The sequence below is a fragment of the Flavisolibacter nicotianae genome (assembly GCF_003628535.1).
Lineage (GTDB): Bacteria > Bacteroidota > Bacteroidia > Chitinophagales > Chitinophagaceae > Flavisolibacter > Flavisolibacter nicotianae.
This window is the reverse complement of the sequence record NZ_RBCI01000007.1, coordinates 27169-39096: the sequence shown is the minus strand read 5'-3', so window position 1 is coordinate 39096 and position 11928 is coordinate 27169. Positions and strand designations below refer to the sequence as shown.

The window sequence follows — 11928 nt, the reverse complement described above, 5'->3', positions numbered from 1 at the left end:
TTTTTCAAAACGAACCCTGCCTGCCCGGTGGCAGGTTACTGTTCGATACGCTCCCAGGTGGTTTCACTGGTGGCTTTTACCTGCATGGTGCCATTGGATGTAATTTCGACATTGCGAAGCCGGTAGTAACCGGATACGTAATCTTTGGGAATGGAAAATCCATCCAGCGTGGCTTCTGAAGGAAGGCTTCCGCCATCGCCGGCAGCAGTAATCCGGAGTACTTCAATTTTTTTCATGGGACAGAAGTACAAAACGGCTTCATTCCAAAAACTTTTTTCCAACCTCACTGGCGAAATATTGGCGGTTACCGTCTCGCCGTGTGTCATGTTTTCATCCTGCATTCTTTGTTTGAGAACATGAGGTTGGGAAGAAGTCGTCAGAACAACCTGCGTGGTTTTTTGCTGCGCCGGTGCAGACCCTTTGGCACCGAAAATGCTTCCGAAAAAGGAGGTGTTTTCTTTTTTCATATGTGGTGTTTTAATGGTGAAAAAATCCATCGTGCGTCTATCGGTTACGGATCGGGACAAGAACACCTTTCCTGGCTGAAGATTTTTCCAGATTATTTGTACAAAGCCGGTACAGAAGTCAGTTCTGGAGGAAGACGAACAAGCGGAAGAAAACCATTTTTTGCAGGAGAGCCAGATTAATGCGATGACAAAACTTCTACGTCGCTAAGGCCTTGTTCGCAATAACAATTTAGGAAAAAATGTGCAGACTTCCATGCAGGTATTTTATTTTTCTGATGGCTTTTTTTATACTGCATTCTTGCGGTTCATTTAAGATGGGGGATCGAAATTCTGACCAAGGAAGGCTTTCTGCTGCCGGGAAATTTCTTCATTTCAAAAGACCCCGGAAGATGTCTTTTTAATACTGGTAGCGCACAGGTTATAGAAAGCAAGGAACAGTTTTCCAGTGATCATCCCTTCATTATCCAACGAGACAAAATTTGCCCGAGCAGTGCTTGCCCATCTTAAGCGCAAACTTTCCAGTTCACTTGCGAAAGGATAAATGAAACTAATTTTTTCATTTGCCTTTTGAAGACCATTTTTGACGCCCGACTACAGATAGACGAAACAATCACCGCTGGGGAAAGCATCGCTTTCCTCCCTTCTTTCATCTGTCATCCTTCATCATGCATCCATTCGCGACACCAACTTTGTAACGGGATAATGTAAGTTGCTTCCGCTGGCAGCAAGCTCACCTGTTGGCTTCTGCGATCCTTTCTTTTCTTTGTATTCAAACTACGGCTTTTTGCCAATCATGAGAAAAAACAGAATCAATCATGAACAATTTGAAAGACAAAGTTGCCTATATCACAGGCGGGAGCAAAGGAATTGGTTACGGTATTGCCACATCACTTCTGGAAGAAGGCATGCGGGTCGCGATCACCAGCCGCCACCTGGCTGCGGCACAAGAAGCCGCGTCTTCTCTGAGTAGCGACAGTTCGCGGGTACTGGCGCTGGAATCGAATGTGGGAGAGTTAAAAAGCGAACAGAAAGCAATTGCCGCGGTGCTTGCCCATTTCGGGCAACTGGATGTCGTGATTGCCAATGCAGGTGTTGGACATTTTGCCCCGATCGATCAACTAACGGAAGAAGACTGGAAACAAACGATCGACACGAACCTAACCGGTGTTTTCAACACGGTGAAAAGCAGCATCGACGCTTTAAAGTCAGCACAGGGTTACATCATCACGATTGCCAGCCTTGCCGGCACCAACTTTTTTGAAACCGCCTCGGCCTACAACGCCAGCAAATTTGGCCTCGTCGGTTTTTCGCAGGCCATTATGCTCGATTTGCGAAAATACGGGATCAAGGTTACGACCATCATGCCGGGCTCCGTGGCCACACATTTTAACGACCATACGCCGTCTGAAGCCGATGCGTGGAAGACCCAGCCCGAGGACATTGGTCAAATTGTAAAAGACCTGCTGCACATGCATCCGCGAACCCTGCCCAGCAAGGTAGAAGTCCGGCCATCGCGTCCGGCCAAGGGCTAGTGCCGGATCCAGATTGATATTGGGATAACTGGATAGTGGATGATTTTATGCCAGGGTATTTAAATATCGCAATATCCTGTCAGCCGCTACCGGGGTGAACATAGCAGAAAATTTCAAAAAAGGATACAAAACTTACCTAACATGAAAAGGGGTGCGAAACATTTTGTTTCGCACCCCTTTTTTCAAAAAATCAACTCTCACCTGTTAATGCACGGCAACAAGGGTTTCTTCGGCCTGGTAGGTTTTCAGAACAGGCTCTTTGCTGAAAAAATCCTTTAGCTTTCCAACCAGCTCTTTGTAAAGGCCCGATCTTTCGTACGCCTCGGCATCGGCCTGTGATTGCCATTCGGTCAGTGAAATGAAATCTTCCGATTTGTCATTTGGTTCCAGTAAACGTACGTTCAATAGACCCTTTTGTTTGCGAAGTGCCGGAACGATGTCCTTCATGTAAAGTGCTTTTGCTTCTTTGACAGCTTCCGGTGAGAATTTGCAGAATGTAAGCCGAACGATCATATATGCCTCCTTTTTTTGAAGTTGCTGGACAACGTTTCCAGGGAAGGCGAATTGCTGGATAAAGGTAAATGATTCTGACAGCTACCAGCTTTTATTTCCGGAGTTTTCGAGACCCTGCTTTTTCGCATTGTGCAATTAAAAAATCAACATGCCGGTGTTCACGAGGAACGAAACGCTGAAGTTATCATTGGCCGCGGGAAGGTAGTAATCAAAAATTGCCTGGGGCTGCAGAAAAAACTTTCCCCTGGCATATTCGGTTTTCAGCGTTGCATTCAACGAAAGCGGCTGAAACTTCATGACATTCGTCAGCACCAGGTTTTGCGGTCCCGTGATGGAGTATTTTGAACTGTTCTTGCCCGTTGCCGTCACGTTGCTGGTTTGGTTAAAGCCAAACTGTTGGGTACCGCTTATAAAACCCAGTTGCGGCGTTACCCGCAGGTAATCGTTTGCCGAAAAGACCTGCGGCCAGGAAAAAGTATAGCGTAATGAAGCCAATAAATTGAAGTCAGCAACCTGGTTGATTGTTGTAATAGTGCGGGTGATACGGAGCTTTTTGATCTTTTCACTTTGTACCGTTACGGCTTTTTGACTACCCCAGCCATAATGTAGGGCAAGGGAAGGCCGAAGGCGGGATTCCCGGTAGGTGAAATAAGCAAAAGCCACATTCTGCAAGGGGGAAACATAAAACGGCAGCGCTGCTTTTTCGAAATACCGGGAGTACGATGCACCGGCAATGATGGCTCGACTGCGCAGGTAATCGTATGAACCGGTGAGTAAAAACTGGAAGGGTACGATGCCCGTACCGTCGTTGACAATATCCGTTTCGGCAGCAATGCCAAAACCTGATTTGTGGAAGTAGGCCAGCGATGGCGACATCACGATTTTTTTAGCGACCGTGGCACTCTCTTCCACCCCTCTGACAAAGTTGAAGTAGCCATTGCTGACGCCCAGGTTGACCACCGCAAAACTTCGCGGACTTGCCAGCACGTCGGCCATATCGTCAAGCGCACTTAAAATTTCCTCATCTGTCAGTAAAGTAGAGTCCGCCGCGGCCGGTGCTTTTGTATGCTTTTGAGCATGGCATGTCAGGGAAACAAAAAAAATCACTGCCGGAAGAAAATGCTTCATAAAAATGGCTATTGACAGTTTTGTGCTGGGGAGATAGGCTAACGGGGAAAGGGAGCAAAAAGAATTCCAAGTTCGAGCCGAAACGGAATTGGCAGGAGAAGGATTGGCATTTTGCCGGAAATTGTTTTGCCGTGCCGGAAAACCTGATGCAAATCACGGCGCACTTTAGCTATTTGTACGAGCCGATGACGGCATGGCACCGTTTACTTTCAAAGCCAGCCTGACCGCTTGAAGAACACGTAGAGCAAAAGACAGGCAGCCAGTGTAACCACCAAAATTGCATAAAAGCCAAACTCCCACTCCACCTCCGGCATAAATTTGAAATTCATGCCATAGAAACCTGCGATCATGGTCGGCACGGCGATGATCGCTGCCCAGCCGGCAAATTTTTTCGACACGTCGTTCTGCGAAATGGAGATCAGCGAGAAGTTGGCTTCCAGTGCGGTGTTCAGCAGCTCACGGGTATTTTCCACCATTTCATTGATGCGAATAACGTGATCATACACATCGCGGAAGTACGGTTGTGTGTCGGTCGAGATACATTTGATGTCGAACCGCATCAGCCTGTTACATACATCCACCATGGGCGAAATGCTGCGTTTCACTTCGAGCAATTCTCGTTTCAACTGGTAAATATATTCTGTCGTTTCGCGGCTTGGTTTGCCTTTGAAGATCTGGTCTTCGACCGTTTCCAGTGTCATTTCCAGTTCGTGTACCACCGGGAAATACTGGTCAACAATGAAATCCATCAAGGCATACAGGGCAAAGCCCTGGCCTTTGCAGAGAAGATGGGGCGAGCTTTCGCACATGGCCCGCACATTTGCATAGGAAACGGACGAGTGGTGCCGCACAGTGACGATAAAATTGTCGCCGACAAAAAAATGCGTTTCTCCAAATTCGATCCGCCGTTCCGCGTTTATCTGCGCCGTACGCATCACTACGAAAACGGTACTGCCATACTGCTCGATCTTAGGTCGCTGGTGGGCATGGTGGGCATCCTCCACGGCCAGATCATGCAAGCCAAACTCCTTTTGCACCTGCGAAAGAATTTCTTCCGATGGTTCGTGCAGAGCAATCCACACAAACTGGTCTGGCGCTTTCAGTACTTCGTGCACCTGGTTCAGCTCCACATCGGCCACCCTTCGTCCACGGGAATAAGCAGCGCAATTGATGATCTCTTTTGTGCCTTTATTGTCTGTGGTAACAGCATCCATTTGACTGCGTTTGTTATTTAAAAGGTACGACTTCTAAATACAGGAAGCGTCGGCCGCGTTCGAAAGGGAAAGACAGGTGATCCGGCTTCCAGTCGATCACCGGATCAGCGGCGGCCTTCGCGGTTCAAAACATCAACAATTTTCCGGTAATAATGTTCTGCATGTTCCGGTGTGGCGCCGATACAAACTACGCCAAGTTTTCCGTACTGCGATAAGGCGCTGATCAGGTGAAACATGACTCCTTCCTGCGTTGAGCCATCATAAAGCAGGTCGCTGCACATGGCAATGTCAATCATATCATGTGGCGTAAGGCCCTTGTACAAATCGCTTTGAAGGTTATCGGAACAAACATAAAATCGAGGCTGGCCGTTGGCTGCATAATACATTCCCTTGTCCGCATGATAGATGCCGTTTGTCAGAAACTCCAGCATCAGGAAGGGGTGCGTGGTGCCGCCTTTACGCAAGTTGATCTCGATGGCATAGTGCTTCCATTCGTCCCCGTTGTGTACGGAAATAAAATCGACGGCAAATCGTCCCAGCACGCCGTAAAACCGCAATTCTTCCGCGATCTTCCGGCCCATTTCCGCGATCATTGGCGCATACTCCTGCCGTGCAGGGAACGAGGCGCCCAAATATACCTGCCCGCTTTCCCCTCCCAGCATTTGATCGTGGGTTGAAATGATCTCGATCTTGCCCAGGGGATTGATCCTGCACTGTACGGATGGCGAATGTTTCCGGTCTCCTTCAATGAAGACTTCGACCACGCCGCCTGCCGCGCCGAATTTCTGCATGAATTTTTCCGGAGTCAGGTCTTTGGCGATGACGTGCAGATTTTCCAAAAGATGATCGTTCAGCCAGGTAAAAAGTTTGCTGCCGTTTGGTGCGTTTTCAAACGAAAAAATGGCGTTTCCGTCGCCGGAAAAACCTTCATTGATCTTGACAACGGCTTTTCGCAGGCCCGGTTCATCCATCTTCAGCTGGTGCAGCGCATCGGCAATATCTTCTTTTGTGTAAAGGTCTTCATAACCGGTCGGTGTCGGAATGCCGCACGTGCGAAACAATTTGCGGCTGTTGCTCTTGTTCCCAAGATCCTGCAGGTCGGGATCGCAGCCAAAGACAGGGATTTCCAGTGCCACCGAAAGTTTGCGTTCCGCCTCTGTCACGTTGAAGCAGGACAGGTGCGCCTGGAAACGATCCTGTATACAGTCTTTGATCCGTTTCAAAAGACGCGGACGGGCTAGAATTTTTTCCGTAAGCGAACAACTCGATGCGTCAAAACAACTCAAAAGTGTCAGTCGCTGTACCGCGTGGTAAGCGGTAATACCCGGCAAGAGGTGGAGGTAATAATCGACAATGGCCGGATCGATGGGCATGCTGGTGACATAAACCACATGTGTGCGGGGCATGCGGAGCAGCATGAGCAGGCAAAGCATGCGTTCTTCATAATAATTGGCGCCGTCGATTTTCTGCAGGATTTCGCTGTCGAGTGTGAGGCTGGGAACAATCACCACTGTCTTGGGCGCCATGCGATCCGGAAAGGAGCTTTCAAATTGCGATGCAAAATTTTGTTGCAGCTTTTTAAACTGAGCTCTTTCCTCGTCCAATTCCGGTTCGGCAGAAAGTGGGGCAACGGTGCATTTGGCTATCGGTTTGGGGAAAACTTCCATGTTGCAGTTTGACGTACAGTTGATCGTTTCTTTAAATTTAAAGATCACCGGAGGAGTTACCAAAAAAGGCCGGGTGATTTTGTTCATGTTTTTTCAAAGTCATCACGGGAAGAAAAACGTGATCTTTATTCGGTCCTTTCAATTGAAAGAATTTTGTCTGTCGGAAAGTTCCGGTTTCGATTCCAAAAATGTCCTGCGATGAATAAGCATTTCCTTTCCCTTCTCATCCTTTTCAGCAGCCGATCCTCTAATGGACAATCGCCTGTCGATACTTCGTTAACAGGGTCATGGCAAGGCCGGTCCATTTGCCAGATCAGGCCCTCTCCCTGCAACGATGAAATCGCCGTATACCATATTTCAAAGGATGGCAGTGACAACAGTTATCATATCGTGATGAACAAAATGGTGAATGGTCGTGAAGAAAGCATGGCAGAATACGACTACCGGTATGAAAACACCAAACGAACGCTGACTGCAACTGATAAAGTACACAACCTCACCTGGCATTTTTGGTAAAAGAAAAACAGATGGAGGGAACATTGGTTCGCCGCGACACCGTTTACCGGGTCATTCACCTGCATAAGACCTGGTAGTACATATGAAAATGCCTTCAAACCTTTCTTTCATGCCGGGTCATGTATTTTGAATTCCTGACCAGGCGATGGCAAAAAGACTACTTTTTGTTGCCGGGAACGATACACCCTTGCGCAACTGCTCTATTTAAAGCGCACCCGTTCAATGGTTCTCGGATTTTTATTTGGGAAGAGTCGATTTTTCATCGCCGTGCATCCCGGAAGAATTTAATGTCAATCCGGTGGAACTGGTTTCCCTGGCAAAGCGTTCTTTGAGCGAAGGATAAGCAGCAAAGGCTTTTGCGAGGTAGTCCTGAACATTCTTACTGTTTACAGGTGTGTTTTGCCGTATCAGGCAAATGGCTAACTGGTAGTTGGCATAGGCATTCGCAGGATCTTTGTGCAAGACATCTTTGAAAAAATGGGCGGCTGCCGGGTAATTTTTGTTGTCAAACTGTCCCTGTCCATAAAGGAAAAAGCTTCCGGCTGACATGGAAGCTGTTTCTACACCACCCACCGCCTGTGAAATGCGCAAACGGGTCACGTATTTGTCCAGTTCGTCTTGCGCCAGCACTTTTTGCGCCACAGCCAAAAACAAAAAAGCCATAAGTGCCGAACGTACTCGTTGCATAAGATGCCTGCCGTTTTTCAAAGCAGTAATGGAAAATTAAGAAAACATCTCAATGGCTGTTGCAGGAAACAGCCCTCCTTCCATTTTCTTGATGCAGGTAAAGCGTAAACGACTGCTTCGTTGTTTTGCCGATCTATTCAATTACACAAACGAATCATTTGCTACGGACGTTTTGCCGTCGCTGCTCAATCACTGTTTGAGAGAAATGGCGTTGCGTTTTCCAGTTTAAACCTGTTTTCGTTTTCCTGCTGTCCGGCTTCGCAAGTCTCGCGTTGATGTCATCCGTCACTATTTTTCGAGGATCGACAGGATGACGGATATTGGAAAGCTAGAAAATGAGATCGTTTCTGCTTATATAAAACACAACGCAACATCTACGTTCAATCAGACTAAGTAAAAACGGAAGAAACAAACCTTTCAAAACGCTGAAAATTATTTCATCAAAGTGGCCTGTTGGGATTTCCAAAAAACAATCCGGTTGTTTCTTTGCAAAACAAAACCCGTGAACATGCAAATGAAACCTCTTGGCAGCACTGGCCTGCAAACAACCCGCCTTGGCCTTGGATGTATGGGTATGAGCGATTTTTACGGCCAGCGAAACGACGAAGAATCAATCCATGTCATCCGCCGAGCCTACGAACTCGGCATCCGCTTTTTCGATACGGCCGATATGTATGGTCCCTACACCAACGAAGTTTTGGTAGGGAAAGCTATCAGCGATTTCCGAAGAGAAGTTACCCTGGCCACTAAATTCGGCATTGTCCGTGATCCGAACGATTCAACGAAACGCGGCTTTAACGGCAGCCCGGAGTACGTTCGCTCTGCCTGTGAAGGAAGCCTGAAACGGTTGGGTGTTGAAACGATAGACCTTTATTATTTGCACCGCAAAGATCCCGACACGCCGATCGAAGAAACCGTCGGTGCAATGGCCGATTTGGTGAAAGAAGGAAAGATCAGGGCTATCGGCCTGAGCGAGGTAAATGCCGATACGCTGCGCAGAGCCCATGCAGTGCACCCGGTCAGTGCGCTGCAATCGGAATACTCGCTCTGGACCCGCGATCCCGAAGACGGGACCTTGCAGGCCTGTCGCGAACTGGGCATTTCCTTTGTCGCCTACAGCCCTCTTGGCCGGGGCTTTCTAACAGGACAGTACAAGTCGTTCGACGATTTTGCACCGGATGATTACCGCCGGCATTCTCCGCGGTTCCAGGGAGAGAACTTTGCAAAAAATCTTCAACTTGTTGAAAAAATCAAATCGCTGGCCGCACAAAAAAACTGCTCGGCCGCACAACTGGCACTGGCCTGGGTGTTGGCACAGGGCGATGATATTTTTCCCATTCCCGGCACCAAGCACGTCACTTACCTTGAAGAAAATATCGGGGCACTTGATGTACGCCTGACAAAAGAAGACCTGCAGGAAATTGAAGCCATCGCACCAAAAGGTGTTGCGGCCGGACTGCGCTACCCGGAAAACATGATGCATTCGGTGGGGCGATAAATTCTGTAACCCCATAAAAAAAACAGGCTGCATACATGCAGCCTGTTTTTTTTAAGAAACATTTTTACCATTCCGGCTCACAGGCCGCCTGCATATCGCCGATCGGTGCTCCCGGTGGAATGACAACGTGCTGCGTCGGCTTTGCTTTCTCCGGCGCCTTGATTCGTTCGAGTGCCAGCAGATAATTGCCTTTGGTTTTGCCAGCAGTCCTTGCCTGTTTTGTCGCAATCGATTTAATATCGTCGATCGCCTTCAACGCGGCGGCTTTTGTGGCAAAGCTGGCATCGTCGCTAACCGATGCTGCCAGCAAATAGGTCAGAACCAGTTGGCAGTTCTGCGCTTGAATCAGTCCCAGTGCGCCTTCAACCGGCGTTGCTTTCCAGGTACGGTCAATCACCGTGTTGATCATTTCACTTAAGCCAAGCGAATGATCGTCCGCCGCATTTTGTGCAAGGCGGTTGAGCCGCGCCGTGTTGAAAAGAAAGGAAAGCGGCAGGTCGGCCGCTGTTTCGGCCGCTGCCAGCGGATCGAAGGACAGGCCTGTACGGCGGTTGAAAAGTTCCCGGTTATAATCGTATCCTGCTGGCCGTGGTGGCAACAACCTGACAATATTTTGTGGCAGATGAAGAAATACCGGGTCGATGCAATCCAGAGCAGCGTTGAGTGCTTTTACCTGTTCTTCCCTGGAAATGGGTTTGGTGACCAGTTGCCCGTCGCCGCGAACAGCGTACGTGTACTGCTGTCCACCCACAAGCTTGGTGACGGCTTCCACCTGGTAGCGGTGAAAAAGGTAAACAGGAACCAACACGTCTTCCAGCAAAGCCATTGGCTGCCTGGCACGGATATTGGCTTCGCCGAATTTCGACAGTGCTTTTGCCCGAACCTGTACAACGTCGTGTAAACCTTCAATTGCGCTGCGGCCTTCGTCCCATAAATGGGCTGCAGGATGCAGGCCAGCAGGATCGCGGGCATCCCTGTCGGAAATAAAGGTGAGTCCTTTGTTAGCCGCTTCTTTCAAAATACCATCCAGCGATGCTTCTTCGTCTGTCCCCTGTTGAAACTGTGTGTAGCCATAACGGATACTCACTTTGTCCCAGTCGCCGATGCTGTTGGTATAGGCATCGCTCAGATCGATTTCTCCTTTCGCTGTGAGCTTGACAACCGGTGGCGGGTAGTCCATTACGCTTGCCCTGCCCTGCGAGCTGGAAATATAATTATGCATCAGGCCAAGGGTATGTCCTACTTCATGTGCGGCCAGTTGCTTCAACCGTTGCAGCGCCATCTGGAGCATTTTGTTGTCGGCCGGAACACCGTTTTCGAAGGGCGCCAGCAGTCCCGTGGCAATCAGGTAATCCTGTCGTACACGCAGCGAGCCGAGGGTCACATTACCTTTTATGATCTCTCCCGTCCGCGGATCTACCACCGAAGCGCCGTACGACCAGCCACGGGTAGAGCGATGGACCCAGTTGATCATGTTGTAGCGAAGGTCCATTGGGTCGGCTGTATCGGGAAGGATTTTCACCTGGAAGGCATTTTTGTATCCTGCTGCCTCAAACGCCTGGTTCCACCAGGAAGCGCCTTCGAGCAACGCACTCCGGATTGGCTCCGGCGTGCCATTATCGAGATAGTAAACAATAGGTTTAACTGCTTCGCTGATGGCGGCACCAGGCTCCTTTTTTTCGAGCCGGTGGCGAAGAATGTATTTTTTTTCGATAGGCTCAGTCACCGGAGTGCTGTAATCGTAAAAGCTGCGGGCAATAAACGGTGAACGGGCATCGTACAACCGCGGCCTGTACTTATTATCGGGCAATTGAACAAACGAATGGTGCAAGCGCAGGGTGACGGCATCGGCTGCTGGCGAAACAGCGGAGACGAATGCTCCCGGCCGGCCGTCGGTGTTGACAAACGTCAGCGTAGATTCCATTTCCGTATTGAGCGGAAAGTTCCTGGTCCGCGGCAGGTAAATGGCCGAACGGCTGACATCTATGTTATAAGACCCCTGCCCGGTTCTGCGAAGCGTGTTGACAACCTGCATGGCGTCCCGCAACAAAAAAGCCGTGGCATCTACCAACACCTCATTCCCGTTTTCGGCCTCAATGGTAAAGCCCCAGAGCGTGGACGAAGCAAAGGATTCTTCAACGGCTTTGCGTTCGGCCGCCTCATCACGTAAAGCCCTGTACTGGTAATTGGGTGCGGTGAGGAGTATTTTGTTGCCAACGCGGTTGAATTTTACGATCTGGGTTTGCCCAACAATACCGCGGTCGAGACCAACGTCATTCGAACCAAGTCCGGATGGAAGTGAAGGCTGGTAAAGCACCTCCTCGTTGAATTTCCCGATTTGCAACCAGATCTTGCCGGTCGATTCTTCCCAGTAAAACGGGAAGAACCCGGGAAAGGGTTTCATGTTCTTTGTCTTGTCTTCAATCGATACGACTTTCTGCGCCAAAAGAAGAATCGGCAGAAAGCAAAAAGTGAGAAAAAGGCATTTTTTCATAACAGTGCATTCGGCACTCAAGATACAGTCCTTTGCGAAATACCCATCGCAAGACAATGCATTTCCGCAAAGGCAATTAATGGACCTATGATTGCAAGAGTACCATTCCTGCATTGCATCAAAAGCCGGCTTTTTGTAATTGGTACAGGTATTGACTTTTCAGCTAAAATCCGATCCAATCCAACTTTGGTTCTTCGCTCCCGCTTCTTTCA

General features: G+C 49.0%; 10 protein-coding genes. 3 read left to right on the top strand and 7 right to left on the bottom strand.

Features of this window, described 5'->3' with window-relative positions; all coding sequences use genetic code 11:
* Positions 1-35: 35 nt before the first annotated feature.
* On the bottom strand, positions 36-467 hold the full coding sequence (locus D6024_RS17600) for a hypothetical protein (protein WP_121356070.1): 432 nt from the start codon (positions 465-467) through the stop codon (positions 36-38).
* An 815-nt stretch (positions 468-1282) separates the two neighbouring features.
* Between D6024_RS17600 and D6024_RS17590 the strand changes: the two genes are divergently transcribed.
* Positions 1283-1999, top strand: coding sequence for an SDR family oxidoreductase (locus D6024_RS17590; RefSeq protein ID WP_121356068.1), 717 nt, complete (start codon positions 1283-1285; stop codon positions 1997-1999).
* A gap of 204 nt (positions 2000-2203) precedes the next feature.
* On the opposite strand, the gene D6024_RS17585 is transcribed toward D6024_RS17590, so the two are convergent.
* The 4 genes from D6024_RS17585 to D6024_RS17565 all read right to left on the bottom strand — a co-directional run bounded on the left by D6024_RS17585 (position 2204) and on the right by D6024_RS17565 (position 6608).
* Positions 2204-2512 (bottom strand): antibiotic biosynthesis monooxygenase family protein, encoded by a 309-nt coding sequence (locus D6024_RS17585; RefSeq protein WP_121356067.1) that lies wholly within the window; start codon positions 2510-2512, stop codon positions 2204-2206.
* Between the two features lie 135 nt (positions 2513-2647).
* Positions 2648-3640 carry a hypothetical protein gene (locus tag D6024_RS17580; protein ID WP_121356066.1) on the bottom strand — a complete coding sequence of 331 codons (993 nt, stop codon included), beginning with the start codon at positions 3638-3640 and terminating at the stop codon, positions 2648-2650.
* A 209-nt stretch (positions 3641-3849) separates the two neighbouring features.
* Positions 3850-4854 carry a magnesium/cobalt transporter CorA gene (gene corA, locus D6024_RS17570; protein ID WP_121356064.1) on the bottom strand — a complete coding sequence of 335 codons (1005 nt, stop codon included), beginning with the start codon at positions 4852-4854 and terminating at the stop codon, positions 3850-3852.
* A 104-nt stretch (positions 4855-4958) separates the two neighbouring features.
* Positions 4959-6608, bottom strand: a complete 1650-nt coding sequence (locus D6024_RS17565) for a peptide ligase PGM1-related protein (RefSeq protein WP_205573309.1) — start codon at positions 6606-6608, stop codon at positions 4959-4961.
* 111 nt (positions 6609-6719) lie between these two features.
* Between D6024_RS17565 and D6024_RS17555 the strand changes: the two genes are divergently transcribed.
* Positions 6720-7037: a hypothetical protein gene (locus tag D6024_RS17555; RefSeq protein ID WP_121356062.1), complete on the top strand. Its 318-nt coding sequence runs from the start codon at positions 6720-6722 to the stop codon at positions 7035-7037.
* Between the two features lie 237 nt (positions 7038-7274).
* Here D6024_RS17555 and D6024_RS17550 read toward each other — a convergent pair whose 3' ends face one another.
* Positions 7275-7724: a tetratricopeptide repeat protein gene (locus tag D6024_RS17550; RefSeq protein WP_121356061.1), complete on the bottom strand. Its 450-nt coding sequence runs from the start codon at positions 7722-7724 to the stop codon at positions 7275-7277.
* A 508-nt stretch (positions 7725-8232) separates the two neighbouring features.
* Here D6024_RS17550 and D6024_RS17545 point away from each other — a divergent pair.
* The gene (locus D6024_RS17545; RefSeq protein ID WP_121356216.1) at positions 8233-9222 is read left to right on the top strand and encodes an aldo/keto reductase; all 990 of its coding nucleotides are present in this window, start codon (positions 8233-8235) and stop codon (positions 9220-9222) included.
* Between the two features lie 64 nt (positions 9223-9286).
* On the opposite strand, the gene D6024_RS17540 is transcribed toward D6024_RS17545, so the two are convergent.
* Positions 9287-11716, bottom strand: coding sequence for a zinc-dependent metalloprotease (locus D6024_RS17540; protein WP_205573308.1), 2430 nt, complete (start codon positions 11714-11716; stop codon positions 9287-9289).
* Between the last annotated feature and the right edge of the window lie 212 nt (positions 11717-11928).

Excerpts from the sequence above, each read along its gene's own strand:
- D6024_RS17550 (WP_121356061.1), bottom strand. The coding sequence starts at position 7,724 with ATGCAACGAGTACGTTCGGCACTTATGGCTTTTTTGTTTTTGGCTGTG.
- D6024_RS17590 (WP_121356068.1), top strand. The coding sequence starts at position 1,283 with ATGAACAATTTGAAAGACAAAGTTGCCTATATCACAGGCGGGAGCAAA.
- D6024_RS17565 (WP_205573309.1), bottom strand. The coding sequence starts at position 6,608 with ATGAACAAAATCACCCGGCCTTTTTTGGTAACTCCTCCGGTGATCTTT.
- D6024_RS17585 (WP_121356067.1), bottom strand. The coding sequence starts at position 2,512 with ATGATCGTTCGGCTTACATTCTGCAAATTCTCACCGGAAGCTGTCAAA.
- D6024_RS17600 (WP_121356070.1), bottom strand. The coding sequence starts at position 467 with ATGAAAAAAGAAAACACCTCCTTTTTCGGAAGCATTTTCGGTGCCAAA.
- D6024_RS17580 (WP_121356066.1), bottom strand. The coding sequence starts at position 3,640 with ATGAAGCATTTTCTTCCGGCAGTGATTTTTTTTGTTTCCCTGACATGC.
- corA (WP_121356064.1), bottom strand. The coding sequence starts at position 4,854 with ATGGATGCTGTTACCACAGACAATAAAGGCACAAAAGAGATCATCAAT.
- D6024_RS17555 (WP_121356062.1), top strand. The coding sequence starts at position 6,720 with ATGAATAAGCATTTCCTTTCCCTTCTCATCCTTTTCAGCAGCCGATCC.
- D6024_RS17545 (WP_121356216.1), top strand. The coding sequence starts at position 8,233 with ATGCAAATGAAACCTCTTGGCAGCACTGGCCTGCAAACAACCCGCCTT.
- D6024_RS17540 (WP_205573308.1), bottom strand. The coding sequence starts at position 11,716 with ATGAAAAAATGCCTTTTTCTCACTTTTTGCTTTCTGCCGATTCTTCTT.